We start from the raw sequence: 26,038 nt of genomic DNA, 5'->3' as shown, positions 1-26,038 counted from the left end.
GAGGCGCCCCTCACCCTCACGCCGCCTTCTTCCCCCGCTCGGCGATCTTCACGAGGCTGCGCAGCACCTCGGTGGCGGTCTTGAGCCGCGCCGGGACCGTATTCAGCTCGCGCACGAACACGACGCTCATGTCGGGCCGCACCTTCGCGAACGAGGCCTGCTCGGCGACGTAGGCCACGAGCCCCTGCGGGTTGGCGTAGGAGCGGTCGCGGAAATGGACCACCACGCCCTTCGGCCCAGCCTCGACCTTCTCGACGTTCGCCTTGAGGCAGAGGATCTTGATCGTGCCGATCTTGAGGAGCTGCTCCACCTCCGGCGGCAGCGGCCCGAACCGGTCGATCATCTCGGCCCCGAAGCTCTCCATCTCGGCATCGTCCTGGAGGGTGGCGAGCCGCCGGTAGAGCGCCAGCCGCACCCCGAGATCCTCGACGTAATCCTCCGGGATCGTCACCGGCGCGCCCAGCGCGATGGTCGGCGACCACGCCTCCTCGGGCACGTCCTCGATGCCGGCCTTGAGCGCCGTCACCGCGTCCTCCAGCATCTGCTGGTAGAGCTCGTAGCCGACCTCCTTGATGTGGCCCGACTGGGCGTCGCCGAGGAGGTTGCCGGCGCCGCGGATGTCGAGGTCGTGGGAGGCGAGCTGGAAGCCCGCGCCCAGCGTGTCGAGCGATTGCAGCACCTTGAGCCGCTGCTCGGCCTGTGCGGTGAGCTGACGGTTCGCCGGCGTCGTGAACAGCGCGTAGGCGCGCGCCTTCGAGCGCCCGACGCGGCCGCGCAGCTGGTAGAGCTGGGCCAGACCGAACATGTCGGCCCGGTGCACGATCAGCGTGTTGGCGGTGGGGATGTCGAGGCCCGATTCCACGATCGTGGTCGAGAGCAGGACGTCGAACTTGCCCTCGTAGAAGGCGGTCATCACGTCCTCGAGCTGGCCCGCCGCCATCTGGCCGTGGGCCACCGCGACCTTGATCTCGGGCATCTCGGCGTCGAGGAATTTCTTGACCTCGGCGAGATCCTCGATCCGCGGCACCACGTAGAAGGCCTGGCCGCCGCGGTAACGCTCGCGCAGCAGCGCCTCCCGGATGGTCAGCGGGTCGAACGGCGTCACGAAGGTGCGCACCACCAGCCGGTCCACCGGCGGCGTCGCGATGATCGAGAGCTCGCGCACCCCGGTCATGGCGAGCTGGAGCGTGCGCGGGATCGGCGTCGCCGACAGCGTCAGCACGTGCACGTCCGCCTGGAGCGCCTTCAGCCGCTCCTTGTGGGCGACGCCGAAATGCTGCTCCTCGTCCACGATGATCAGGCCGAGATCCTTGAAGGCGATGTTCTTCGCCAAGAGAGCGTGGGTGCCGACCACGATGTCGACCGTGCCGGCGATGAGCCCCGCCCGCGTCTGCTTCATCTCCGCCGCGGAGGCGAAGCGCGAGAGCTGCGCCACCTGGACCGGCAGGCCCTTGAAGCGCTCCGCGAAGGTCCGGAAATGCTGGCGGGCCAGCAGCGTCGTGGGGACGATCACCGCCACCTGCTTGCCGGAGATCGCCGCCGCGAAGGCGGCGCGGAGCGCCACCTCGGTCTTGCCGAAGCCGACATCGCCGCAGACCAGCCGGTCCATCGGCCGGCCGGCATTGAGGTCGTCCAGCACCGCGTCGATGGCGTTGGCCTGGTCCTCGGTCTCCTCGAACGGGAAGCGGGCGGCGAATTCCCCGTAGAGCCCCTCGGGCGCCTGCAGCGCGGGGGCCTTCCGGACGAAGCGCTGGGCCGCGACCTTGATCAGCTCGCCCGCCATCTCGAGGATGCGGCGCTTCATCTTGGCCTTGCGGGCCTGCCACGCGCCGCCGCCGAGGCGGTCGAGGGCGACCTCGGAATCCTCCGAGCCGTAGCGGGTCAGGAGTTCGATGTTCTCCACCGGCAGCAGCAGCAGGCCGCCGGTGTATTGCAGCTCCAGGCAATCGTGCGGGGCGCCCGCGGCGTGGATCGTCTTGAGGCCGACGAAGCGGCCGATGCCGTGGTCGGCGTGCACGACGAGGTCGCCGGGCTGGAGCGCCTGCACCTCCAGGATCACGTCCTGGGGCCGCTTGGCCTTGCGCTTCTGGCGGACCAGCCGGTCGCCCAGGATATCGCCCTCGGAGACGACGGCCAGCTCGCCCGCGGTGAAGCCCGCCTCCAGGCCCCAGACCGCAACCGCCGCGTCGGTGCCGCGCTTCAGCGCGTAGACGTCGGTGAGCCGGGTGATCGCCACGGGCTTCTTGAGGCCGTGGTCGGTGAGCACGCCGCAGAGCCGGTCGCGGGAGCCGTCGGACCACGCGCCCAGGATCACGTGATGACCGGCTCCCTGGAGGTCACGGATATGCGCCACCGCGGCGTCGAACACGCTGGTGTTCTCGTCGGCCCGCTCCGGCGCGAAGCTGCGTCCGGCCTTGGCGCCGCAATCGATGACGGCGCGTTCGGACGATTCGGGCTGCGCGAACGGGGTCAGCCGCGCCACCGTGGCGGTGGCGATCCGCTCCTTCAGCTCGTTCGGCGTCAGATAAAGGGCGCGGGGCGGCAGCGGCTTGTAGGGGGCGACGCCGGCCTGCGGCGTCTTCATCGCACCCTCGCGGGCTTGGTAATAATCCTGGACGAGGCTGATCCGCTCGGCGGCGGCATCCTCCACCTGCGGGTCGAAGACCAGCGGCACGCCGCCGAGATAGTCGAACAGCGTGTCGAGGTGGTCGTAGAACAGCGGCATCCAGTGCTCGAGGCCGGCATAGCGCCGCCCCTCGCTCACGGTCTCGTAGAGCCGGTCGTCCCGGGTCGCGGCGCCGAAGCTCTGGATGTAGCCCTGGCGGAAGCGCCGGATCGTCTCGGTGGTGAGCTGGACCTCGCTCATCGGCATCAGGTCGAGCGAGCGGAGCTGACCGGTGGTGCGCTGCGTCTCCGGGTCGAAGGCGCGGATCGATTCCAGCGTGTCGCCGAAGAAGTCGAGGCGGATCGGCGCCGGCAGGCCGGGGGGCGACAGGTCGAGGATGCCGCCGCGAACCGCGTACTCGCCGGTGTCGCGCACCGTCCCGGTGCGCAGGAAGCCGTTGGCCTCGACCCAGGCCACCACATCGTCCATCGCCACGACGTTGCCGATCGCCGCCGAGAACGCCTCCTTGGCGATGTGGGTGCGGGGCGGGACCCGCTGCACGAGGGCGTTGACGGTGGTGCAGAGGATCCGCGGCCGGTCCTCGGCGGAGCGGGTGCGGGCGAGGCGGGCCAGCGCCGTCATTCGGGCGGCGGCGACCGCGGTGGTCGGCGAGACGCGATCGTAGGGCTGGCAGTCCCAGGCCGGAAGGCTCATCACGTCCATCTCGGGCGCGACGAAGCCGAGGGCCGCCTGGAACGAGGCCGAGCGCCCGGAATCGCGCGCCACGTGGACCAGCACGGCCGGCGCATCGACGGTCGGCGCCAGGGCGCGGGCGAGGTCGGCGAGCGCGAGGGCGTCGAAGCCTTCCGGGGCGTTCGCCAGCACCGGGCTGTCGCCGCGCTTGAGGGCGTCGATCGCCTTGGCGAGGGCCGAGGATTTCGGCAGCGCGAAGCGCGCGACCTGCGGCTTGGGGGCGGGCGCAGAAGGCTTCGGTTGAGGCTTGGCCATCGGGTCTTTCGCGGGGAGGCCCGCCGGGCGCGTCAGGGGTGGTGATCAGGTGGCGTTAGCCCATCGGGCCAGCGCGATAAAGCGTCCCGACGGAAGCGTCCGGGCGGCTGAACGCACCCTATATGGTGGTTCTGGTACGGGGTTGAACGGCTGCCGTCTGTGCGCGCGTAACGAAGCAATCCAGGGCCGCGCCATGGCTCCCGAAGTCGCGCCACCCTGGGTCACTTCGCTCCGCTCGTGATGACGGAGCGCGCTGCAACAGCCGAAAGCTGCGATGGGATGCGGTTGGAGCCCCGGCCGGGCCCCTCACGCGTCGGGCCCGACGATCTCCGCCAGCGCCGCCTCGACCCGGCCGCGGAAGAAATCCGCGTTGGGCATGGGCTCGGTCATCGCGGCGGCCCGGGCCGTGGCCTGCCGCAGGATCTCGGCGCGCAGTGCCGGATCGGAGCGCTCCATCATCTCCAGCATGATCCGCACCACCAGCTCGGTGGCGATCGACCGGGCCGGGTGATCGTAATTGGGCTTCGGCTCGTCCATCGGGGGCTCTCTCAGGCGGGCTCTCTCAGGAATGGATCGGCGCGTCGTGCCGGTGGAACGCGCGCACGCGCTGCCAGACCGAGGTGTCGTAGTTCGAGGGCGTCTCGACCTCGCCGGTGAGCCACTTGAACAGGTCGCGGTCGGGGACCTCGATCAGCGCCTCGAACTGGTCGAGCTCCGCCTCCGACAGCTCGCCGATCGCGGCGTCGGCGAAGCGGCCCATGATCAGGTCCATCTCGCGGATTCCCCGGTGCCAGGCGCGGTAGAGGAGGCGGCGGCGGCGCGGATCGAGGTCGGCGCTCGTGCGGGTGGTGCCGGACATGGATCTCGGACCTCGGCTCGAACAAGGGGTAGGCGCTAGATAGGCCCCCCGCGGCGACGGATCCAGAACGGGGCCACGACCGGACGAGTTACAACTGGAGGGCGAGACGGCAAAAAGAAATTGCCTCCGCCGGGCGCTCCGTTATCTCGGGCTGCAACGCCCCCGGACGGGGCGGCGAGCGGGAGTCCAACGATGCCGAAGGCGATCCGGGTCTACGAATATGGCGGCCCCGAGGTGATGCGCTTCGAGGACGTGCCCCTGGCCGAGCCGGGCCCCGGGCAGATCCGGGTCAAGCAGGCCGCCATCGGCGTTAACTTCATCGACATCTACTTCCGCACCGGCGCCTACAAGTCCCCGCACATGCCCTACACCCCCGGCAAGGAGGGCGCCGGCACCGTCACGGCGGTGGGCGAGGGCGTCACCCAGTTCAAGCCGGGCGACCGGGTCGCCTACGGCTCGGTGGCGGACGGCTGCTACGCCGAGGAGCCGGTGATCCCGGCCTCCGCGGCCGTGCCGATCCCCGACGGCGTCGACGAGACGACCGCCGCCGCCATGATGCTCAAGGGCCTGACCGTCGAGTACCTGCTGCACCGGACCTACGCGGTGAAGCCCGGCGACACGATCCTGTGGCAGGCGGCCGCCGGCGGCGTCGGCCTGATCGCCTGCCAGTGGGCCAAGCACCTCGGCGCCACGGTGATCGGCACCGCCGGCAGCCCCGAGAAGGCAGAACTCGCCAAGCAGAACGGCTGCGACCACGTCATCCTCTACCGCGAGGAGGACGTCGCCAAGCGCGTGCGCGAGATCACCGGCGGCAAGGGCGTCCCGGTGGTCTATGACGGCGTCGGCCAGGCGACTCTGATGGGCTCGCTGGACAGCCTCGCACCGCTCGGCCTGCTGGCGAGCTTCGGCTCGGCCTCCGGGGCGATCACCGGGCTCGACCTCGGCCTGCTGGCCCCGCGCGGCTCGCTCTACGTGACCCGCCCGACGCTCGCGACCTTCTCGTCGAACCGCGCCACGCTGGAAGAGGCGGCCGCCCGCCTGTTCAAGGTGGTCCGCGACGGCGCGGTGAAGATCGCCGTCAACGCCACCTACCCGCTGGCCGAGGCGCAGCAGGTCCACCGCGACCTCGCGGGCCGGGAGACCACCGGCTCGATCGTGATGCTGCCCTGAGGCCTGCAACCGTGACGCCCGGCAACGCCGACCTGCTCCTCGTCGTCGACGTGCAGGTCGACTTCCTGCCGGGCGGGGCGCTCCCCGTGCCGGAGGGCGACGCGGTGATCGGCCCGATCAACGCGCTCCAGCACCGCTTCCGGCACGTGGTGCTGATGCAGGACTGGCATCCCCCGGACCACGTCTCCTTCGCCGAGACCCATCCGGGGCGGGCCCCGTTCGAGACGGTGATGCTGCCCTACGGACCGCAGGTGCTGTGGCCGCGCCACTGCGTCCAGGGCAGCCCGGGCGCCGCCTTCGCGCCGGGCCTCGCCACCGACCGGGCGAGCCTCGTGGTGCGCAAGGGGCTGGATCCGCGGATCGACAGCTACTCGGCCTTCCTGGAGGCCGACCGGGCCACGCGCACCGGCCTCGCGGGGGCGCTCCGGGAGCGCGGCATCGCCCGCGTCGCCGTGTGCGGCCTCGCCACCGATTTCTGCGTCGCCTGGAGCGCGCTCGATGCACGCGACGCGGGCTTCGAGGTCTGGGTAGTGGAGGATGCCGTGCGCGGGATCGACGTGGACGGATCCCTCGCGCAGGCCTGGGCGCGGATGGAGGCGGTGGGCATCCGCCGGATCGGGGCGGCCGCGATCGGCTGAGGATGTGCGGGGACCGGAGGCGAACCGCCGCACGGGGCGCGGGAGACCGTCTCCGCCTCGGTGCGTTGGCCCGACATCAGCATCCGACAGGAGCCTGCATGTCGTCCAAGCATCTGAAGACCGAGACCCCGACCGACGCCGACCTCAAGGGCAATCCCGGGATCGGCACCTCGAAGGGCATGAGCGGCGCCGATCCTGCCGATCTGCAGGCGGATTCGACCTTCGAGGGTGACGTGGACAACGAGACCAAGGTCGATGGCGGCATCGACCCCGACCACCGGCCGCGCAAGAACGCGTGACGGGATGCCCGGGCCCGTGCGGCCCGGGCCGATCTCAGCGGCTGCGCACCGGCGCCTTCTGCCGCTGCGGCGCGGGGGCTGCGGGCCTGTCGTTCGGGCCGCCTGCCGGAACGTAGATCTGGGCCGGGCTCGCGGTGTAGCCGCGCAGCTGAGCCGCGTTGGCGGCTCCGAAAGCGGATGTGCCGTCCGCGCGGGCGGCGCCCGCCGCGCAGACCGGGAGAAGCACGGCGGCCATGGCCAGAAGGGCGTGCTTCGACATCGGCAGGGTCCTTGCGTTCGCACGGGCTCGGACAACCCCGATCCGTGCCGGATCGCTCCGCTCTGGGACCGATCCCGCCTGCCCGACGTGCGGAACCGCACAGGCGCAGTGCCGCGCATGACGGAGCGGACGCTTGCGCCGGAGGCCGTGTCAGACCGCCAGCCCGAGTTGCTGCGGCCCGTCGGGCTCGTCCTGAGCGAAGCCCGACAGCGATACCCCGATCAGCCGCGCGCTGCGCCGAAGGGGGAACAGGCCGGCGAGTAGGTCGAGGCCGATCCGCTCCAGATTGGTCCGGTCGGCCACGGGAACGGTGAGCGATTTCGCCCGGGTGACCTGGGCGAAATCCGAAAATTTCAGCTTCAGGGTCACGGTCCGGGCGCGCATGCCCTTGGCGTCGGCCCCGGTCCAGACCTTGTCGAACAGCGGCGCCAGCCGGGCGGCCAGAACCTCGAAGGCGGCTGTGTCCTCCGAGAAGGTGGTCTCCGCGCCGATCGACTTGCGCACCCGGTGGGCGCGGACCGGCCGCGCGTCGATCCCGCGGGCGACGGCGTAATAGTAGGCGCCCGCCGATCCGAAGGTCTCGCGCAGGCGCTCGGGCGTCCAGGCGCGGAGATCGGCCCCGGTCTCGATCCCGAGCCGCTTCATCTTCGCCTCGGTGACCGGGCCGACCCCGTGGAACCGGCCGATCGGCAGTTCCGCCACGAAATCCGGTCCCATGGCGGGGGTGATGACGAACAGGGCGTTCGGCTTCCTGTGGTCGGACGCCACCTTGGCGAGGAACTTGTTGTACGAGACCCCCGCCGAGGCGATGAGCCCGGTGCGTTCCAAGATCTCGGCCCGGATCGCCTTCGCCACGGCCGTCGCCGTCGGGAGCCCCAGGAGGTTCTCGGTGACGTCGAGATAGGCCTCGTCGAGCGCCACCGGCTCGATGATCGGCGTGTGCCGGGCGAAGACCGCCCGGATCTCCTCAGAGACCGCCCGGTAGACCTCGAAGCGCGGCTTCACGAACAGCAGATCCGGGCAGAGCCGGCGGGCGGTGGCCGACGGCATGGCCGAGCGGACGCCGAACTTCCGGGCCTCGTAGCTCGCCGCCGCCACCACGCCGCGCTCCCGCGAGCCGCCCACGGCCAGCGGCAGGCCGCGCAAGGACGGGTCGTCGCGCTGCTCCACGGAGGCGTAGAACGCGTCCATGTCGATGTGGATGATTTTTCGGAGCGCGACCTCCGGATCCATCGCCGCCTCGGAGATACGCCGTGGGTTCCTGCTCTGTTCCGAGAAAGCGCGGCGGGCCGGCGGGGTCAAGCCGCGCTGGACGTGGCGTCAACAGAGATGTCCCACCCGCGCCCTCATCCTGAGGTGCCCGCGTCAGCGGGCCTCGAAGGAGGGCTCCAGGGATCGCCGTATCTTCTGGAGATCTCCTTCGAGGCCTCTGCTGCGCTCCGGCACCTCAGGATGAGGACGCGGTTTGGAAAGTCGCTACGGCGCGCCGCCTCAGGCCACGCTGCCGTAGAGGTCGTAGGCCTCGGCCCGGTCGATCTTCACGGTGACGATATCGCCGACCCGCACCGGGCGCCGGAAGGCGGCGTGGACAGTGCCGTCGATCTCCGGCGCGTCGGCCTTGGACCGGCCCCGCGCAACCCCGCCCTCGACGGAATCGACGATGATGGGCAGCCGCTTGCCGACCTTGGCCCGCTGGAGCCTCAGCGCGATCCCGTTCTGCGTCTCCATGAACCGGCGCTTGCGCTCGGCCTTGACCTCCGGCGGAACGAGGTCGCCCAGCGCGTTGGCGGTGGCGCCCGCCACCGGCTCGTACTCGAAGCAGCCGACCCGATCGAGCTTGGCCTCCTGCAGCCAGGCCAGCAATTCCTCGAACTCGGCCTCGGTCTCGCCGGGGAAGCCGACGATGAAGGTCGAGCGGATCGCGAGGTCCGGGCAGATCTGCCGCCAGCTCCGGATCCGGTCGAGCTGGCGTTCCTGGTTGCCGGGGCGGCGCATGCGCTTGAGCACCGAGGGGCTCGCGTGCTGGAGCGGCATGTCGAGATAGGGGAGCACCTTGCCCTCGGCCATCAGCGGGATGACCTCGTCCACGTGCGGATAGGGGTAGACGTAGTGCAGCCGCACCCAGGCCCCGAGCTCGCCGAGCTCCTTGGTGAGGTCGTAGAACTTCGCCCGGACCTGACGGTCCTGCCACGGGCTCTCACTGTAGCGGATATCGACGCCGTAGGCGCTGGTGTCCTGGCTGACCACCAGCAGCTCCTTCACGCCGGCTTTGACCAGTTTTTCCGCCTCGCGCAGCACGTCGGCGGCGGGGCGGCTGACGAGGTTCCCGCGCAAGGACGGGATGATGCAGAAGCTGCACCGGTTGCTGCACCCCTCCGAGATCTTCAGGTAGGCGTAGTGGCGCGGGGTGAGCTTGATTCCCTGCGGCGGCACGAGGTCGAGGAACGGGTCGTGGGCCGGCGGCACCGCCTCGTGGACGGCCGCCACCACCGACTCGTAGGCCTGGGGGCCGGTCACCGCCAGGAGGTCGGGATACTTCTCGCGGATCTCCTCCGGCTGCGCGCCCATGCAGCCGGTGACGATGACCCGGCCGTTCTCCGCCATGGCCTCGCCGATCGCCGAGAGCGATTCCGCCTTGGCCGAATCGAGGAAGCCGCAGGTGTTGACGATCACCACGTCGGCGCCGTCGTGCCGGCGGGCCAGCTCGTAACCCTCGGCGCGCAGATGGGTCAGGATCCGCTCGGAATCGACCAGCGCCTTCGGGCAGCCCAGCGAGACGAAGGAGATCTTGGGGGCCGAGGCCTTGGGGGCAGGTATGGCGGTGGCGGTCATGGGCGCATTCGACGGGTCGGACACCGCCCGCGCGCGTGACCTGTGGGACAGTCACACGGAACGCGAGGGCGAGAATTCGGGATGGGGCTCCTATAGCGATTCCCGCCGGCCTGCGCGAGACCGGCCGCCGCAGGGGTGCCCGGCCCCGCGCGCGAGGCTGACTGTCGCCGGCAAACTTGGCTGTTGGGCAAGTCTTTACCGGCCGATCCTGACACCACACATCAAGAAGCGGCGGCGCCGGCCGGCGCCGAGGACCGAGGCCGTGCGCGCCGCGCGGCGGTGCCTGCGTGGAACTGCCGCTTCCCCCGCGGCATCGCCTGTGCGACGGCAGCGTGCGCGCGGCCTCCAAGGACATCAGCCCCGAACCCGGTCATGTGGACCCGAGAGATCCCCCTCATCGATCCCGTCGCAGCGGCGGCCCGGCTGCGGGCCCTGCCGGGGCTCGCCTTCCTCGACAGCGCCATGCGGCACGATCCGCTCGGGCGCCATTCGATCGTCGCCGCCGAGCCGTTCGCACGCTTCCGGTTCCGCGACGGACGCGCGACCCTGGATGGCCGCCCGGTGCCGGGCGGGCCCTTCGCGGCCCTGCGGGCCTGCCTCGCGCCGTACCGGATCGCGCCCGGTCCGGACGAACCGTTCCCGGGCGGCGCCATCGGCTATCTCGCCTACGATCTCGGCGCGCAGCTGGAACGGGTCACGGTGCCGGCCCGACGGGCAGGGCTCACCGACGACATCGCCTTCAATCTCTACGACACGGCCCTGGTCATCGACCACGCCGCCGGCACCGCCCGGCTGGTCGCCACCGGCTTCCCCGAGCGCGAGCCCGCCGCCCGGCAGAACCGCGCCGAAGCGCAGCTCGCCCGCTTCGCCGACCTGCTCGGCGCCGCGGCGGCCCCGGCCCCGCCGCCGTCCGAACCCGCCGAGAAGCTCACGTGGCGTTCCAATTTCGACCGGCAAACCTATGAAGACGCTGTCGAAAAGGTGCGCGCCTATATCCGGGCCGGCGACATCTACCAGGCCAACATCGCTCAGCGTTTCTCGGCGGACCTACCGGCCGGCTTCGACCCGTTCGCGCTCTATCGCCGCCTGCGCGAGACCAATCCCGCGACCTTCGGTGCCTATCTGGAGCTGGAGGGACTGACGGTGGCGTCCTCCTCGCCCGAGCGCTTCATCCGGCTGGATGGCCGGCACGTGGAGACGCGCCCGATCAAGGGCACCGCCCGCCGCCTCGACGATCCCGCGGCCGACCGGGCGGCGGCCGAGGCGCTGCTGGCCTCCGTCAAGGAGCGGGCCGAGAACGTCATGATCGTCGACCTGCTGCGCAACGACCTGTCCCGGGTCTGCGCGCCGGGCAGCGTCGCCGTGCCCACCCTGTGCGGCCTGGAGACCTACGCGGGCGTCCACCATCTGGTGTCGGTGGTGACCGGAGACCTCCGCGACGGGCTCGACGCTCTCGACCTCCTGGAAGGGACCTTCCCCGGGGGCTCGATCACCGGCGCCCCGAAGATCCGCGCCATGGACATCATCACGGAGATCGAGGGCGACGCCCGGGAGCTCTATTGCGGCGCCATCGGCCGGGTCGGCTTCGACGGGGCGCTCGACACCTCGATCGCGATCCGGACGGTGTTCATGGACGATCACCAGGCCGTCCTGCAGGCCGGCGGCGGCGTGACCCTGCTGTCGGAGCCCGGCCCGGAATACGACGAGACCCTGGCCAAGGCCGAGCGCGTGTTCGAGGCCTTCGCATGATCCTCGTCCTCGACAACTACGACTCGTTCGTCTTCAACGTCGTCCGCTACCTGGAGGAGCTGGGGGAAGAGGTCCGGGTCGTGCGCAACGACGCCCTCGACGTCGCCGGCATCCGGGCGCTGGCGCCCGAGGCCCTGGTGGTCTCGCCCGGCCCCTGCACCCCCGCGGAGGCCGGAATCTCGCTCCCGGCGATCCGCGACCTGTCGGGGGCGGTGCCGATCCTCGGGGTCTGCCTCGGCCATCAGGCGATCGGCGCGGCCTTCGGCGGCACGGTCGCACGGGCGCAGCGCCCGCTTCACGGACAGATGACGCCGATCGCCCACCAGGGCGAGCGGCTGTTCGCCGGGCTGCCGGCACCGATGCCGGTGGGGCGCTACCACTCGCTGGTGGTGAATCCCGGCCCCGACATGGCGCAGCATCTCTCGGTCGACGCGGTCTCGCAGGAGGGCGAGGTGATGGCGCTCTCGCACCGGACCCACCCGACCTACGGCATCCAGTTCCATCCGGAATCGGTGCTGACCGAGGGCGGCCACGCCCTGTTCGGCAATTTCCTGGGACTGGCACGCGCGTGGCGGGCGAGCCGCGACCGACAGGCGGGGCCGAGCGATGCTGTGGCGTGACGGCGCGATCGTCGCCGGGACGACCGCTGCGCTCGACCTCACCGATCGCGGCCTGACGCTGGGCGACGGCCTGTTCGACACGGCGCTCGCCCTCGGCGGCCGCGTCGCCTTCGAGGCGGCGCATATCGACCGGCTCGTGGCCTCCGCCGGCAGGCTCGGGATCCCCGCCGAGCCGGAGCGGATCCGCGAGGCTCTCCGGGCACTCGCCGGGCAGGGGGAGCGGCTGGCGATCCGCACCACCCTCACCCGCGGCTCCGGTCCGCGCGGCCTCAAGCCGCCGGACGATCCGCGCCCGACGCTGTTCGCCACCGCGGCGCCGAGCGCCCGGAGCGCGGCCTTCGCGCCCCTGCGCCTGTGGCCGACGCCGGTCGCCCGCAACGAGACCTCGCCCGCCGCCCGGCTGAAGACGCTCGGCTACCTCGACGCGGTGCTGGCCGCCCGGGAGGCCGCCGCGGCGGGCTTCGACGAGGCTTTGTTCTGCAACACGCGGGGGTACGTCGCCTGTGCGGGCACCGGCAACCTGTTCGCGCTGTTCGGGCAGAGTCTGGTGACGCCGCCGCTCACCGACGGCGTGCTGGCCGGCATCGTCCGGGCGGAGATCCTCGGCCTCGCCGCCGGATGCGGGCTGCGGGCCGAGGAACGGTCGCTGAGCCTGCCGGAATGGCGCGCGGCCGAGGCCGTGGTCCTGACCAACTCGCTGCGGCTCCTGGCCCCCGTGACGGCGATCGGCGACACCGCCTTCGCCAGCGCCCGGCACCCGGCGGTGGCCCGACTGAGCGCGGCGCTCACGGCCTCGGTGGCCGAGGCCTGCGGCGTGTCGACGGACGTCGTCGCGTGACCGATCCGGCGCTCGCGACGGGCCGTCGGCGGCTCCGCTACGGGCTCGCGGCCCTCTACGCTTGCATCGGGATCGTGCATCTCGCGGCGACCGACGCGATGCTGCCGCTGATGCCCGGCTGGGTGCCGGCGCCGCGGCTGGTCATCCTGGCCACCGGCGTGTGCGAGATCGCCGGCGCCATCGGGCTTCTGACCCGGCAGTTCCGGCGCGCGGCCGCGATCGGCCTCGCGCTCTACGCGGTCTGCGTCTACCCGGCGAACCTCAAGCACGCCTTCGCGCACGTCCACATCGACGGCATCCCGGATTCCTGGTGGTACCATGGCCCGCGCCTGGCGTTTCAGCCGGTCTTCCTCTGGGCGGCGCTCTGGGCCGGCGGGCTGACCGACTGGCCGTTCCGCCGGCGCGGGCGGTCGTTCGGGGCCGGCGCCAAGACATCCGGGGATGCCCCGCCACCCGGTGGGGTCGTCCCGCGCGACCGGCCAGCAACGATCCAGGAACCTTGATCACAGGATCCTGGGATCCCGGGATCACGGCAGGCTTTGATCCTGTGATCCGGGCGATAGACTGCTCGCCAGCTGCCGCGCGCGCCGGAATACCGGGCCGCGTGGCCCCGATACGGGCGGATTCCATGACGAGGCGCCGCGATCCGGGCCGAACGCGCCCGCCGCTTCCGGACACCCTGCCGGATCGCGACGCGGTCGAGCGCGCCCTCGAGATCGCTCTGGACCGCCTGCAGCCCAAACCGTCGGGGCCCAAGGCAGCGAGACCTAAGCCACTGGGGATCAAGCCGGCCGGATCCGACCCGGCGGGCGTCGGCCCGGGCCGCAAGACGCGCCCGGACGGGGCGGGCACCTGAGCCGCGAAAGGTTCCTCCACAGGGCGAAGATATCGTCCGGATACGACCGGCGGGACCCGCGTTCCCCGTCCGGAAGCCGCGCTACCCGCCAGCGGCCCCCGATGGAGACAGACCGCCATGGCCAAGCAGAAGACGCTGCACGACGCCTTCTACGAGACCCTGAAGGACGTCTATTACGCCGAGAAGCAATCGGTGAAGGCCCTCAAGAAGTCCGCCAAGTCCGCGGAGCACGCGGAGTTGCGCCAAGCCTTCGAGACCCATGCCGAGGAGAGCGCCCAGCAGGTGGAGCGCCTGACGCAGGTCTTCGAGATCATCGGGAAGCCCGCCCGCGCCAAGACCTGCGAGGCGATGCAGGGCATCGTCTCCGAGATGGAGGAGGATCTCGAGGATTTCGAGGGCAGCCCGGCCGCCGACGCGGTGCTGGCCGCCTGCGCCCAGGCGGTGGAGCATTACGAGATCAGCCGCTACGGCACCCTGAAGACCTGGGCCGGTCAGCTCGGCTACGGCGAGGCCGCCAAGCTCCTGGACGAGACGCTGCAGGAGGAGAAGAAGACCGACGCCCTGCTCTCGAAGATCGCCGAGTCGATCAACGCCGCCGGCGATGCCGAGGACGGCGAGGCTCCGAAGGCCAAGGGCTCGAAGAAGGCCGCCTGAGCGCACCTGCATCCGGCACCGCCGCGGTGGTGCCGGACCGCGCCGATCCCGGCACCGGCCGCCCGGCGGAACGCGACGGGCTCAGCCCGCTTTCTCGATCGCGCTGAGCGGGGTCCAGTAGCAGCGATCCTGATTGTTCGTCAGGGCGAGGCAGCCGTAGCTCATCGTCCGGGATTCGAGCCGGACCTCCTCGCCGAGCTTCCAGGACCGGCATTCGCCGCTGGCGAGACTGCCGCGCAGCAGCCGCCCGAACCCCTCCTCGTCGCCGGCCATGACCAGCTTGAACAGGCGGTCCGTGACCTCCTGGGTGTGGCAGCCGAATCGTTCCTGGACGATCGTCTCGGCAGCGGCGGGCCGGGACAGCGACGCCAGAGCGGCGAGGGCGGCGAGCGTTGTGAGGATGGGCAGGATCGGGCGCATGCGCGGAACATATCCGCCGAACGCCGCCTGTCGAGCCCTGGAGTGCAGCCCCCGCGCGGGCGATCGCCGCGCCCGCTCACGCGCCGCCGGCCGCCTCGTCGCGCTTAGCCGCCTGCCAGGCCGCCTCCATGGAGGCGAGGTCCGAGCGGCCGAGTTCGCCGCCTGCCGCCCGCAGGTGCTCCGCCATCGCGGCGAAGCGGCGCTCGAACTTGGCGGTGCCGTCGCGCAGGGCCGTCTCCGGGTCGATCCCGGCATGCCGCGCGAGGTTGGCCACCGAGAACAGGAGGTCGCCGATCTCCTCCGAGAGCGCCTGCGGGTCGCGCGCCTCCAGGGCTTCGGCGACCTCGTCGGTCTCCTCGCGGACCTTGTCGATGACCTGCGCGGCGTTGCCCCAGTCGAAGCCGTAGGCCGCCGCCCGCCGGGAGATCTTCTCCGCCCGGGCAAGGGCCGGGAGCGCGTATGCGACGCCGCCGAGCGGGTCGGGCGCGGCCTCCGCGGCGCCGGAGGCCGCGGACCGGTGCGCCCGCTCCTGAGCCTTGATCGCCGCCCATTGCGCCTCGACCTGCGCCGGATCGCGCAGCGGCGAGCCTGCGGGCAGGGGCTGCCCGTCCCGGTCGAAGACATGCGGATGGCGGCGGACCAGCTTGTCGCCGATCGCCCGCGCCACGTCGTCGAACGCGAAGGCGCCGGCCTCCTCGGCCATCTGCGCCTGGAACACCACCTGGAGCAGCAGGTCGCCGAGCTCGTCGCGCAGGTCGTCGCGATCGCCGCGCGCCACCGCGTCGGCGACCTCGTAGGCCTCCTCGATCGTGTAGGGCACGATGGTCGCAGGTGTCTGCGCCACGTCCCAGGGACAGCCGCGGACAGGGTCGCGCAGGGTCGCCATCAGGCGCAGGAGCCTGTGCAGCGGTGCCTCCCCAGGCAGCTCCCGGGACAGCTCCTGGGACATCGCCCCGGCGGTCGCCTCGCTCATGCCGGATCGTCCCTCGTCGCGCAGGTCACTCACGCTCCGGGCGTTAGACCATGGCGGGTGAAAGGGGAATCCGCGCGGGCGGGAGCCCGGTCAGACCCGGGCGTCGCGCTCGCGCACCTGCTCGTCCTGCAGGCCGTTGAGATAGGCGGTGAGCCGTCCGCTGACCGCCGGGTCGGCGCACTGGACCCAGAGCGGGGCCGGAAGGGTCCGGACCGGCAGGCGTAGCAAGAAAGCCTCGGCCGAGAGGGCCGCCTCCCGCTCCGAGGCGGCGGCCAGCAGCCGGGCGCCGGCCTGCGTGCCGATCAGGATCGCGATCGTTGCCATCAGGGATACGCCATGGACCGACAACGGCGCGCGGGTCCCATGTGTTGCGTCCGGGCTCAGCTCGTGGGCCGGACGCAGAGCGGCTCCCGGGCCAGCGCCAGGCTGAACGACCACAGGATCCGCCCGACCGGATCCATCAGCACCGCCCCGGTCAGCAGCATGCCGGCGGCCTTGCGGCAGAGTTCCCGGGCCTTGAGGATCGCGGCGTCGGCATCGGCCGCCTCCAGGCTGTCGGAGGCGAAGGCGAGGCCCGAGCGGCCGTCCGCGTGCTCCAGGATCCGTCGGAGAAAGGCCGGCATCGCTCGCTCCACCCTGTGGAGAATGACCGGCCACCGCAGCGCCGGCGACGTCCGAGGCTCGAGGCTCGAGGCTAGCGGCAGCGCCGACCGATCGGGCTGATTCAGATCAGGAGAAACCGCATTCCCCGGCCTCGCGCCCGCCGCAGGCCGGCTCCAAATGTCGCAGGGCGCCTGGCTCGCCTGCGGGCCGATGCGCCCCGCCCCTGCGCGAGGTCCGCGCCAGGCCGTGCCGGGTCTTGTTCCAGCGCTCCGGGGCGCGGAGCAGTTCGGCCAGCGCAAGCCAGGCGGCCAGGCTGATCAGGAGGAAGTAGAGCGGCATCCAGACGGCCGACCGGGCGAGGTCGCCCCAGCCGCGCCGGGCGCAGCCGAGCAGGGCCGGCAGGATCAGCGACGCGAGCCCCGTCCCGAACAGCGTGATCGCGAGCCCAGTAGGGAGGTTGTCGAGGAAGGCGGGCGCCGCCGCGATGTCCAGGACCAGGAAGTCCCAGGCCGCTGCGGCGAGGCAGACCGGATAGGCGAGCGCCGACACGACCGTGCCCGGCACCAGCGCGGCGGCGCAGAGCGTCTCCAGCACGCCGAGGCTGCGCGCGTTGGCGAGCGGCCGGCGCCCATGGGTGAGGCTGGTCTGGATCAGGCCCTTCAGCCAGCGGGTGCGCTGGGCGAGCCACGCGGCGAGCCGGGCCGGCGCCTCCTCGAAGGTGGGGCTCGGCAAGTCGCCGACGGTATAGCCCGCCAGCGCCAGGCGAATCCCGAGATCGGCATCCTCGGTGACGTTGAACGGATCCCACCCGTTCAGCGCCCGCAGCACATCGGTGCGTAGGTGCATGGAGGTACCGCCGAGCGGCACCGGCAGGCCGCACCGTGCCAGCGCCGGGTTCAGCACGTCGAAGAGGCCCGCATATTCGAGGGCGAAGGCGCGGGCGAGCCGGGAATCGCCGGCATTGTCGATCACCAGCCGCCCCTGAAGACAGGCGACGCGGTCGGGCAGGCGCGCGAAAAGGGTAGCCGCCAGCCGCAATTGCCCGGGATCGGGTGCGTCCTCGGCGTCGTAGACGGTCAGCAGGGCGCCGCGGGCGAGCGGCAGCGCCGCGTTGAGGGCCCGCGGCTTGGTGCGGGGGCCGCCGGGCGGCACCGTAATCACCTCGAACCGCGCCGGCAGCGGGATCCGGGCGAGGGCCGGGCCGGTCTCCGGGTCGTCCGCCTCCAGCAGCAGCTTGATGTCGAGCTTGGCCGCCGGATAATCGAGGGCGGCCAGCGCCTTGAGCAGGTGCGGCACCACCGCCGCCTCGCGGCGGAGCGGGACCAGCACCGTGTAGACCGGCAGATCCGCATCGGCGAGCGGCACCGTCGCGTCCGCAGCCACCGGGGCCGTGATGGCCAGGGCGGCGAGCCGGAAGCTCGCCATGGCCAGGAACAGGCCCTGGGCGGCCAGCATCGCCGTCCGGGCGAGCCACGCCGGGAGCGCCGCGCACAGGCAGAGCGCTGCGGTGAGCCCCAGTCCGAGGACCAGCAGCCACCAGACGGCCGGCTCGCGCGCGGTGGCCCGCTCGGGCGTGCGCCGCCGCAGCTCGTGCGACGCGTAATCCGCCACCTGCTCGGGGATCGCGGCGAACACGGCCTCGCGCAGGCGTGTCGGGCTGGTGATCGCCGGCCTGGACGCCCGGCGCGGGCCGTCGAGGAGGTCCGCGATCATCCGGCCGCGGGGCGCCAGCACGCAGGGCGCCACCGCCCCGGGTGCCAGCGGCGCGAGACCGGCCGCCACGCTGTCGGGGAAGCGCAGGCCCAGGCCGAACGGGATCGGCCCGTCGAGGTAGGGGGCGTCGAGCGCCCGGGCCAGGGCCCGGTAATAGGCGGCCTCCGCCATCAGGCCGGCCTGGAGCAGGGCGGTCGCCGCGTCGGTCCCGGCCTCGGCCGCGGCGGCGGCCGCCCGGATCAGCAGCTGGCCGTCGACGCCCTCGGCTTGCAGGAAGGCGATCTCCGGCGGCAGGGCTGCCTGCCCCGCGGGCGGGCGCTGGAACGACACGCCGTGCGCTCCCCCGGTGGCCCCAGGTCGTGGTAGAGGAGGGAGGTGAGCCAGTCCCCGCCCCCACGCTCCGAGAGGAGCACCACCCCCTCCCGATCGTCAAGAGGCGATAGGACAGGCATCCCATTCCGGTTCGCGGCGGCCGCGCTCGCCGCCGTGCTCCTCTGGCCGCCACCCGCCGGTGCCGCGGCGCCGACGGAGCCCCAGGCCGCGCCCGCCGCACCTCCCGCCGTCACGGTGCCGGATTTCTGGAACCCGCGCAGCCGGGGCGAGCGGATCGAGGCGCCTCAGACCGGCCGGGCGGTTCGCTTCCTCACGGACGACGAATTCCCGCCGCTGCACTTCGCCGGCCCCGACGGCAACCCGACGGGCTTCGTGGTCGAACTCGCCCGGGCCGTCTGCGAGAAGTTGACGATCACCTGCACGGTGCAAGCGCGCCGCTTCGACACCCTGCTGGACGCCCTCGACGGCAAGCAGGGCGACGTGGTCGCGGCGGCCATCCCCCTCACGGCGACGCTGCGGGAGAAGTTCCTGACGACGCGGCCGTATTTCCGCTGGCCGGCGCGCTTCGCGGCGCGGATCGACAAGGGCCTGCCCGTCCCCTCGGCGGCGGCGCTCGCCGGGCGCAGCGTCGGCGTGATCGCCGGCAGCGCGCACGCGGCCTACCTCAAGGCGTTCTTCCCGAAGGCCGTCCCGAAGGACTTCACCGACCTCGCGGCGGCCGAGGGCGCGCTCAAGCGTGGCGAGATCGACTACCTGTTCGCCGACGGCCTGAACCTCGCCCTCTATGTCGGCGGCCAGGACGCGGAGGCTTGCTGCGCGCTGACCGGCGGCGACTACCTGGAGAACCGCTACTTCGGGGAGGGCATCGGCCTGATCACCCGCCAGGAGGACGCGGCCCTCTCCCGGGCGCTGGACGACGCGCTCCAGCGGGTCTGGGACGACGGCAAGTACACCGAGCTGTACCTGCGGTTCTTCCCGGTGAGCCCGTTCTGAGGGCTTTCATCGCCAGCGGGAACCGGGAATCCTGACCGCCGGGCTTCGGCTGTCGGATGTCACCATGACGGATCTTTTCGAGACGGCCGTGGCCAAGGCGTGCGGCCTGTCCCCGGACCTTCAGGACGAGATCGCCCGGCTCATGCTGGCCTTCGTGGGCGCTGGGGGCTCGGTCTACCGGTTCACTCCGGAGGAGGCGGCGGAACTCGACGCGTCCGAGGCCGCCGAGGCGCGGGGCGACTTCGCGACAGAGGCGGAGATCCGCGCCATCTGGGCCAAGGATCGGCTCCAAGAGCCTGTTTGACCCGGGATTTCCCCTCCTCGCCCTCATCCTGAGGTGCCGCGCAGCGGCCTCGAAGGAGAGCTCCAGCCAGCGCGGCGGTCTCCGGAGGGTTCCGTCGAGGCCTCCGCTGCGCTGCGGCACCTCAGGATGAGGGCGAGATTTCGGAGATCCGGAATTCGCGACTCGGCTTGGCACGCTCAGGAAGCCGAGCGGATCAGGCGTGCGTCTGCCAAGCCGAAACCGAGATGCGCTGTCATAGGCCTCACGCGCGGGCCCGCGATGGAACCCCACAATGCACCGTCGGGCGTTCCGCTCCGATGCGAACCGCTCTAGGGTGCGCGCTCCCCATTCGCTTTCAGCCCTGAAGATCATCCCCGACGACATGCCAGCCGCTCCGCCAGCCCTGATCCTCGATCCCGATATCATCGAGGCCGCCGCCAACGCCGCCGCCTGGCCCTTCGAGGAGGCGCGCAAGCTCGTGGCGCGGCTGGAGAAATCCGGCAAGAAAGAGGTGCTGTTCGAGACCGGCTACGGCCCCTCGGGCCTGCCGCATATCGGCACGTTCGGCGAGGTCGCCCGCACCTCCATGGTGCGGCACGCCTTCCGGGTGCTCACCCGCGACGCGGTGCCGACCCGGCTGATCGCCTTCTCGGACGACATGGACGGGCTGCGGAAGGTCCCGGACAACGTGCCGAACCGGGAGATGCTGGCCGACCATCTCAACCAGCCGCTCACCCGCGTGCCGGACCCGTTCGGCACCCATGACAGCTTCGGGGCGCACAACAACGCCGAGCTGCGCCGCTTCCTCGACGCCTTCGGGTTCGCTTACGAGTTCCGCTCGGCGACCGAGTGCTACCGCGCGGGCGTGTTCGACGCGACGCTGCTGCGCGTGCTGGAGCGCTACGATTCCGTGATGGAGATCATGCTGCCGTCGCTGCGCGCGGAGCGCTCGGCGAGCTACTCGCCTTTCCTGCCGCTCCACCCGGTCACCGGCCACGTGATGCAGGTGCCGATCGATGAGGTGAGGGCGGAGAGCGGCACGATCGTGTGGCGCGATCCCGCCACGGGCGAGCGCTACGAGACCCCGGTGACCGGCGGCCACGCCAAGCTGCAGTGGAAGCCCGACTGGGCGATGCGCTGGGTGGCGCTCGGCGTCGATTACGAGATGGCCGGCAAGGACCTGATCGACTCGGTCAAGCTCTCGGCCAAGATCGCCCGGGCGCTCGGCGGCGAGCCGCCGGAGGGCTTCAACTACGAGCTGTTCCTCGACGAGAAGGGCCAGAAGATCTCGAAGTCGAAGGGCAACGGCCTGACCATCGACGCGTGGCTCACGTACGGCACGCCGGAATCGCTCGCCCTGTTCATGTACAACAAGCCGCGCGAGGCCAAGCGCCTGTTCTTCGACGTGATTCCCCGGCACGTCGACGAGTATATCGGCTTCCTCGACCGCTATGCCGGCCAGGACGCGAAGCTGCGGCTGGGCAACCCGGTCTGGCACCTCCACGCCGGCAACCCGCCGGAGCCCGAGCGGGTCGAGGGCGCCAGCCTGACCTTCGCGATGCTGCTCAACCTCGCGGCGGTCGCGAACACCGAGGATCCGGCGGTGTTGTGGGGCTTCATCCGCCGCTACGCGCCGCAGACCGGGCCGGAGACCCATCCGGGCCTCGACCGGCTGGTCAGGCACGCGCTGAAGTACTTTTCGGATTTCGTGCGGCCGGCCAAGACCTACCGGGCGCCCACGCCCGAGGAGCGGGCCGCCCTGGAGGATCTCTCGGAGACCCTCAAGGAGCACACCGGCTCCACCGATCCGGAGGCCCTGCAGGCCGCAGTCTACGAGGTCGGCCGGCGCCACTTCCCCGACATGTCCGGCAAGGCCAAGAGCCCGGACGGGCGGCCCGGCGTGTCGCAGGCGTGGTTCACGAGCCTCTACAACGTGCTGTTCGGCGAGGCGCGCGGACCCCGGTTCGGCTCCTTCGTGGCTCTCTACGGGGTCGACGAGACCCGGGGCCTGATCGCCGCTTCCCTGTCGGGGGCGTTGGTGGCGGAGCACGAAGCCTTCGCGGCCGGCAAGGCTCCGGTCGCGTGAGCGCGCGATGATCGTCGACAGCCTCGCCGCGCTGGAGGCGATCTACCACGCGCCCCTGGCGCCCGCCTCCACGGTGAAGGTGGCGGGCGCGATCACGCCGGACTACGCGGCGCTGATTGCGGCCTCGCCCTTCGCGGTGCTGGCGACCGCCGGCCCGGAGGGCCTCGATTGCAGCCCCCGCGGAGACCAGCCGGGCTTCGTGCGGGTCGCCGATCCGCGCACGCTGATCCTGCCGGACCGGCGCGGCAACAACCGGATCGACTCGCTGCGCAACATCGTGCGCGATCCCCGCGTCGCGCTGCTGTTCCTGATCCCCGGCTCGGGCACGACGCTGCGGGTGAACGGGCGGGCGGTGATCTCGGCGGATCCGGACCTGCTCGCGACGTTCCAGGTCGAGGGTCACGCGCCGCGCACCGCGATCGTGATCACCGTCGCGGAGATCTACTTCCAGTGCGCGCGGGCGATTATCCGGGCCAGGCTGTGGGATCCGGAAGCCCGCGTCGACGCGGCGAGCCTGCCGACCCCCGGCGCGATCCTGGCAGCCCTGACCGCGGGCGAAGTCGGCGGCCAGCGTTACGACGCGGAATGGCCGGAGCGGGCGGCCAAGACGATGTGGTGAGGGCGGGCGGCGTCCGCGCCGCGCCGCGATCGTTGCCGGTGCGACTCCGCGAAGCCGGGCCGGTGCGGGACGCGGACACCACCGTCCTTGCGAGCGGAGCGAAACAGTCCAGGGCAGCGCGACATCGGCGGACGTGGCGCTGGGTTGCTTCGCTCCGCTCGCAACGACGCGGCGGCCGACGGACCTCAGCCCACCAGCGCCAGATCCTGCAGCTCGGTATCGGGGATTACGTCGACCTCGACCTTGAGGCGCTGCTTGCCCGAACCGCTGACGATGCCGTCGATCGGCGCCACGTCGCCGTAGTCCCGGCCGCGGGCCACCACGATGTGGTCGTCCCGCACCGCCACGGCGTTGGTGGGATCGAGGCCGAGCCAGCCGTCGCCGCACCAGACCGCGACCCAGGCGTGGCTCGCATCCGCCCCGCGCAGGCGCGGGCGGCCCGGCGGCGGCACGGTCCGCAGATAGCCGCTGACATAGGCCGCCGGCAGGCCCATGCCGCGTAAGGCCGCGATCATCACATGGGCGAAGTCCTGGCAGACCCCCGCCCGCAGCGCGAAGGACTCGGCGAGCGGCGTGTAGACATGGGTGGCCTTGGCATCGAAGCGGAAATCCCGGCCGATGCGCAGCATCAGGTCGTGCGCCGCCCCGTAGGCGCTGCGGCCGGGCGAGAAGCTCGGCCGCGCGTAGTCGGTGACTTCGGAGAGCAGCGGGACCCGGCCGCTCGGGAACAGGAAGTGCACCGGCGCGCGGCCGCCGAGGTCCCGCCCGGCCACCACGGCGTCGCGAACCCGCTCCCAGGGCATCCCGGCCTCCGGCGGCGGCGGGGCGGGGCGCTCGACCCGCACGGTGGAGAGCGCCTCGACGCTGAAGGTGGTGTGGGGCGTCTCCAGCGTGACCGCCACCGCGTCGATGCCGAAATAGTCGCGCCGCATCACCGCGCGGGCGGGGCTCGGGTCGATCGTGACGGCGCTCGCCAGCACGCTCTGGCCCTCGCAATCCTGCGGCTTGAGCCGCAGGGTGCAGCGGGCGAAGTGCACCGGCTTGCCGTAGCGGTAGGTGGTGCGGTGGCGCAGTGTGTAGATCACGCCAGCCCCGTCAGCTTCTCGGGGCGCAGCGCGTTCGGCCCGGTGGGGAAATAGCGGGCCGCGATCCCGTCCGCGAGCCGCTCCAGGTCGGTCGCCAGCGCGGTGAGGCGCACGGCGTCGAAATCGGCGGCCTCGCCGCTGCGCAGATCCGACAGGATCCGGGCGGCGAGGCGGCAATGCGGCTCGGGGAGGCCATCGGCGGCCAGCGCCGGCAGGTCGGCGAGGTGGCGGGTGATCGCCTCCGCCTGGAAGGCGATCGAGCGCGGATTGTAGGGGTCGAGCAGCACCATGTCGCGGACCGGGTCGAGAGCCGCGCCCTGCAGATAGCGGCGTCCGTAGCTGATCTGCGAATCGCAGAGCGACAGCATCACCCCGAGGCAGCCCGGGGTCGCCTCGTCGTTGGCGAAGGCCAGCGCGAAGGTGCAGGTGTTGATCGCCCGCTCGATCCGCCGGCCGAGCTCGACGAAGTGCCAGCCCTCCGCCCGGCTCATGTTCTCGTGGGTCAGGCCGGACAAAGCCGCGAGGTGGCTCAACGCCCGCTCGGCGCGACCCGCGAGCTGCGACTCGGTGAAGGTGCGCTCGGTGTTGAGGGACAGGAACTCGTTCAGGTCTGCGAGCACCCGCCAAGCCTCGCCGGACAGGCGCGCGCGCAGGGCTGCGGCGTTGCGGCGGGCCGAGACGATATGGGCGCGGGCCGAGCCCGGCCGGTCGTGCCCGGCCAGCGCCTCCTGGGCGAGGCGGGCGGTGGGCAGGCCGGCCGCGCCGATGCTGCCCCACTCGTGCAGCAGGGCGCGGAGCGCCAGGGCCGCCGGGGTGTCGAGGGCGCCCGAGATGTCGGCCCCGACCGCGTCGCCGACGCTGCGCAGATGGGCGAGGACGAGCCGAATCACCGCCTCGGCGCGTTCGAGATAGCGGCCGAACCAGAACAGGCCGTCCGCCGCCCGGGACGGCAGGTGGCCGCCGACCCGCCGCACCCGCGGGGCCGCCTGCGCGCCGATCAGGGGCGCGGCGACGGGCTTCTCCGACAGGATCCAGACATCGGCCGAGCGGATACCGAGCCGCAGCTCGATCGGATCGACGTCCTCGCGTTCCGAGACCCGGCAGAAGCCGCCCGGCATGACCTGCCAGCCGAGCGGCGTCCGGGTGGCGAAGACCCGGACCACGAACGGGCGGGGCACCAGGGCGAGGCCGTCCGGGCCGCGCTCCCAGCCCGGCATGGTCGAGAGCGGCGCCGCCTCCTGGGCGACGTAGTCGAAGGGCCGGTCGCGCAGGGCCGCCACGACCCGCTCCCGCTCGGCCGCCAGGACCGGGCCCGCCAGGATCGCGTCGCGCCCCGCCCCGCGCTGGGGCGTGGCGGCCGGGCGCAGGGTCAGGCTGTCGAGGTTGGCCCGTGCGTGTGCCAGGCCCTCGAGATCGCCGCACCACCACGTGCGCGGATGGCCGAGCCGCAGGGGCTCGCCCAGCACCCGGCGGGCGATGCCGTCGAGATAGGGCGCGAGCGCGGCCGACTCGACGAGCCCCGAGCCCGGCATGTTGGCCATCACCAGGGAGCCGTTGCGCAGGGCGTCGAGGATGCCGGGCACGCCGAGCCGCGAGGCCGGGTTCAGCTCCAGCGGGTCGAGGAAGTCGGCGTCGATCCGCCGCCACAGGGCGTCGGCGCGCTTCAGGCCGGAGACGGTGCGCACGTGCAGGCGCCCGTCCTGCATGACGAGGTCGTCGCCCTCCACCAGCATCAGGCCGAGATAGCGGGCGAGCGCCGCCTGCTCGACATAGGTGCTGCTGTAGGGGCCGGAGGTCAGCAGGCAGATCCGCGGGTCGGACCGCTCGGCGCCCAGCGCCAGCCCGTCGCGGAACGCCTGGAAGAAGGCCGGCAGGCGCTCGACATGGAGGTCTTGGAAGAAATCCGGGAAGGTCCGGGCCAGGACCATGCGGTTCTCCAGCGCCCAGCCGAGGCCCGAGGGCGCCTGCGTCCGGTCGGCCAGCACCTGCCAGCGCCCGTCCGGACCCCGGCCGAGATCGGCGGCGTAGAGCTTCAGGTAATGGCCGCCGGGGGGCGTGACGCCCTGGAGCGGGTGCAGGAACTCGGGCGTGCCGGCCACGATCGCGGCGGGCAGCAGACCCTCCTGGACCAGCCGGCCCTCGCCGTAGGTGTCGGCGAGGATCGCCTCCATCAGCTCCGCGCGCTGGACGATCCCGGCGCTGAGCGCCGCCCACTCCGCCCCCTCGATCACCAGGGGCAGGCAGCCGAGCGGCCAGGGATGCTCGCGCTGGTCGCCGGCGATGCGGAACGAGATGCCCGCGTCCCGGATATGCCGCTCCGCCGCGACGAAGCGGGCCATGATCTCCGGCTCGGTGAGGCCGCCGAGATGGTCGAGCAGGCGCGGCCACGCCCCGCGGGGCTGGCCGTCGGGACCCAGGAACTCGTCTGGCCGACCGGAGGCGGGGCGATAGCCCGCGACCCAGCGGGCGACGCGCGCCCGCTGGGTCTCGACCGGCTCGGCCCGGGCAGTGCTGTCCGCGAGCGCCGCCTGCATCATGGCACC

At 72.1% G+C, this 26,038-nt stretch carries 26 protein-coding genes; 13 read left to right on the top strand and 13 right to left on the bottom strand.

Annotated elements, in window-relative coordinates; all coding sequences use genetic code 11:
- Positions 1-16 precede the first annotated feature (16 nt).
- The 3 genes from mfd to AC3WSN_RS08670 form a co-directional block, all read right to left on the bottom strand.
- Positions 17-3,613 (bottom strand): transcription-repair coupling factor, encoded by a 3,597-nt coding sequence (mfd, locus tag AC3WSN_RS08680; RefSeq protein ID WP_492537321.1) that lies wholly within the window; start codon positions 3,611-3,613, stop codon positions 17-19.
- 306 nt (positions 3,614-3,919) lie between these two features.
- Positions 3,920-4,150, bottom strand: coding sequence for a hypothetical protein (locus AC3WSN_RS08675; protein ID WP_192709131.1), 231 nt, complete (start codon positions 4,148-4,150; stop codon positions 3,920-3,922).
- A 25-nt stretch (positions 4,151-4,175) separates the two neighbouring features.
- A complete protein-coding gene (locus AC3WSN_RS08670; protein ID WP_192709132.1) occupies positions 4,176-4,472 on the bottom strand; it encodes an FAD assembly factor SdhE in 297 nt (98 codons plus the stop codon).
- A 192-nt stretch (positions 4,473-4,664) separates the two neighbouring features.
- On the opposite strand from AC3WSN_RS08670, the gene AC3WSN_RS08665 reads away from it, so the two are divergent.
- The 3 genes from AC3WSN_RS08665 to AC3WSN_RS08655 all read left to right on the top strand — a co-directional run bounded on the left by AC3WSN_RS08665 (position 4,665) and on the right by AC3WSN_RS08655 (position 6,579).
- Positions 4,665-5,642 (top strand): quinone oxidoreductase family protein, encoded by a 978-nt coding sequence (locus tag AC3WSN_RS08665; RefSeq protein ID WP_492537318.1) that lies wholly within the window; start codon positions 4,665-4,667, stop codon positions 5,640-5,642.
- Between the two features lie 11 nt (positions 5,643-5,653).
- Positions 5,654-6,280: a bifunctional nicotinamidase/pyrazinamidase gene (gene pncA, locus AC3WSN_RS08660; protein WP_492537316.1), complete on the top strand. Its 627-nt coding sequence runs from the start codon at positions 5,654-5,656 to the stop codon at positions 6,278-6,280.
- A 98-nt stretch (positions 6,281-6,378) separates the two neighbouring features.
- Entirely contained in the window at positions 6,379-6,579 is a 201-nt protein-coding gene (locus tag AC3WSN_RS08655) for a hypothetical protein (protein WP_192709135.1), read from the top strand.
- 34 nt (positions 6,580-6,613) lie between these two features.
- On the opposite strand, the gene AC3WSN_RS08650 is transcribed toward AC3WSN_RS08655, so the two are convergent.
- The 3 genes from AC3WSN_RS08650 to rimO all read right to left on the bottom strand — a co-directional run bounded on the left by AC3WSN_RS08650 (position 6,614) and on the right by rimO (position 9,670).
- Positions 6,614-6,838 (bottom strand): hypothetical protein, encoded by a 225-nt coding sequence (locus tag AC3WSN_RS08650; RefSeq protein ID WP_492537314.1) that lies wholly within the window; start codon positions 6,836-6,838, stop codon positions 6,614-6,616.
- A gap of 150 nt (positions 6,839-6,988) precedes the next feature.
- Complete coding sequence (dinB, locus tag AC3WSN_RS08645; protein ID WP_492537312.1) at positions 6,989-8,071, bottom strand: DNA polymerase IV; 1,083 nt, start codon at positions 8,069-8,071, stop codon at positions 6,989-6,991.
- 258 nt (positions 8,072-8,329) lie between these two features.
- Positions 8,330-9,670, bottom strand: a complete 1,341-nt coding sequence (gene rimO, locus AC3WSN_RS08640; protein WP_492537310.1) for a 30S ribosomal protein S12 methylthiotransferase RimO — start codon at positions 9,668-9,670, stop codon at positions 8,330-8,332.
- Positions 9,671-10,042: 372 nt separating this feature from the next.
- Here rimO and pabB point away from each other — a divergent pair, with 372 nt between their 5' ends.
- The 6 genes from pabB (at position 10,043) to AC3WSN_RS08610 (ending at position 14,387) form a co-directional block, all read left to right on the top strand.
- Entirely contained in the window at positions 10,043-11,419 is a 1,377-nt protein-coding gene (gene pabB / locus AC3WSN_RS08635; RefSeq protein WP_492537308.1) for an aminodeoxychorismate synthase component I, read from the top strand.
- A complete protein-coding gene (locus AC3WSN_RS08630; RefSeq protein ID WP_192709140.1) occupies positions 11,416-12,039 on the top strand; it encodes an anthranilate synthase component II in 624 nt (207 codons plus the stop codon). Before pabB ends, AC3WSN_RS08630 begins: the two co-directional genes overlap by 4 nt.
- Positions 12,026-12,877 (top strand): aminotransferase class IV, encoded by an 852-nt coding sequence (locus AC3WSN_RS08625; RefSeq protein ID WP_492537306.1) that lies wholly within the window; start codon positions 12,026-12,028, stop codon positions 12,875-12,877. The genes AC3WSN_RS08630 and AC3WSN_RS08625 overlap by 14 nt, the downstream gene beginning before the upstream one ends.
- Positions 12,874-13,380, top strand: coding sequence for a DoxX family protein (locus AC3WSN_RS08620; RefSeq protein WP_492537304.1), 507 nt, complete (start codon positions 12,874-12,876; stop codon positions 13,378-13,380). Before AC3WSN_RS08625 ends, AC3WSN_RS08620 begins: the two co-directional genes overlap by 4 nt.
- Positions 13,381-13,505: 125 nt before the next feature.
- Positions 13,506-13,733 carry a hypothetical protein gene (locus AC3WSN_RS08615; protein WP_492537302.1) on the top strand — a complete coding sequence of 76 codons (228 nt, stop codon included), beginning with the start codon at positions 13,506-13,508 and terminating at the stop codon, positions 13,731-13,733.
- 117 nt (positions 13,734-13,850) lie between these two features.
- Positions 13,851-14,387 (top strand): YciE/YciF ferroxidase family protein, encoded by a 537-nt coding sequence (locus AC3WSN_RS08610; protein ID WP_238195688.1) that lies wholly within the window; start codon positions 13,851-13,853, stop codon positions 14,385-14,387.
- 81 nt (positions 14,388-14,468) lie between these two features.
- On the opposite strand, the gene AC3WSN_RS08605 is transcribed toward AC3WSN_RS08610, so the two are convergent.
- The 5 genes from AC3WSN_RS08605 to AC3WSN_RS08585 all read right to left on the bottom strand — a co-directional run bounded on the left by AC3WSN_RS08605 (position 14,469) and on the right by AC3WSN_RS08585 (position 18,426).
- On the bottom strand, positions 14,469-14,807 hold the full coding sequence (locus AC3WSN_RS08605; RefSeq protein WP_492537300.1) for a hypothetical protein: 339 nt from the start codon (positions 14,805-14,807) through the stop codon (positions 14,469-14,471).
- Positions 14,808-14,883: 76 nt separating this feature from the next.
- Entirely contained in the window at positions 14,884-15,780 is an 897-nt protein-coding gene (mazG, locus tag AC3WSN_RS08600) for a nucleoside triphosphate pyrophosphohydrolase (protein WP_492537298.1), read from the bottom strand.
- 90 nt (positions 15,781-15,870) lie between these two features.
- Entirely contained in the window at positions 15,871-16,104 is a 234-nt protein-coding gene (locus AC3WSN_RS08595) for a hypothetical protein (protein ID WP_192709146.1), read from the bottom strand.
- 56 nt (positions 16,105-16,160) lie between these two features.
- Positions 16,161-16,403, bottom strand: coding sequence for a hypothetical protein (locus AC3WSN_RS08590; RefSeq protein WP_192709147.1), 243 nt, complete (start codon positions 16,401-16,403; stop codon positions 16,161-16,163).
- Between the two features lie 106 nt (positions 16,404-16,509).
- Positions 16,510-18,426, bottom strand: coding sequence for a glycosyltransferase family 2 protein (locus tag AC3WSN_RS08585; RefSeq protein ID WP_492537296.1), 1,917 nt, complete (start codon positions 18,424-18,426; stop codon positions 16,510-16,512).
- Positions 18,427-18,582: 156 nt separating this feature from the next.
- On the opposite strand from AC3WSN_RS08585, the gene AC3WSN_RS08580 reads away from it, so the two are divergent.
- The 4 genes from AC3WSN_RS08580 (at position 18,583) to AC3WSN_RS08565 (ending at position 22,410) form a co-directional block, all read left to right on the top strand.
- Positions 18,583-19,422 carry a transporter substrate-binding domain-containing protein gene (locus AC3WSN_RS08580; protein WP_492537294.1) on the top strand — a complete coding sequence of 280 codons (840 nt, stop codon included), beginning with the start codon at positions 18,583-18,585 and terminating at the stop codon, positions 19,420-19,422.
- A gap of 64 nt (positions 19,423-19,486) precedes the next feature.
- The gene (locus AC3WSN_RS08575) at positions 19,487-19,726 is read left to right on the top strand and encodes a hypothetical protein (protein ID WP_492537292.1); all 240 of its coding nucleotides are present in this window, start codon (positions 19,487-19,489) and stop codon (positions 19,724-19,726) included.
- A gap of 361 nt (positions 19,727-20,087) precedes the next feature.
- Positions 20,088-21,791: a lysine--tRNA ligase gene (locus AC3WSN_RS08570; protein WP_492537290.1), complete on the top strand. Its 1,704-nt coding sequence runs from the start codon at positions 20,088-20,090 to the stop codon at positions 21,789-21,791.
- A gap of 7 nt (positions 21,792-21,798) precedes the next feature.
- Complete coding sequence (locus AC3WSN_RS08565) at positions 21,799-22,410, top strand: pyridoxamine 5'-phosphate oxidase family protein (protein ID WP_192709151.1); 612 nt, start codon at positions 21,799-21,801, stop codon at positions 22,408-22,410.
- Between the two features lie 185 nt (positions 22,411-22,595).
- Here the strand turns inward: AC3WSN_RS08565 and AC3WSN_RS08560 are convergent, their stop codons facing one another.
- Positions 22,596-23,495 carry a transglutaminase family protein gene (locus AC3WSN_RS08560; protein WP_492537288.1) on the bottom strand — a complete coding sequence of 300 codons (900 nt, stop codon included), beginning with the start codon at positions 23,493-23,495 and terminating at the stop codon, positions 22,596-22,598.
- Positions 23,492-26,029, bottom strand: a complete 2,538-nt coding sequence (locus AC3WSN_RS08555) for a circularly permuted type 2 ATP-grasp protein (protein ID WP_492543049.1) — start codon at positions 26,027-26,029, stop codon at positions 23,492-23,494. Before AC3WSN_RS08555 ends, AC3WSN_RS08560 begins: the two co-directional genes overlap by 4 nt.
- Positions 26,030-26,038: the final 9 nt, after the last annotated feature.

Source organism: Methylobacterium sp. FW102-HT35C08 (genome assembly GCF_058790235.1).
This window is presented reverse-complemented; position numbering and strand designations above follow the sequence as displayed.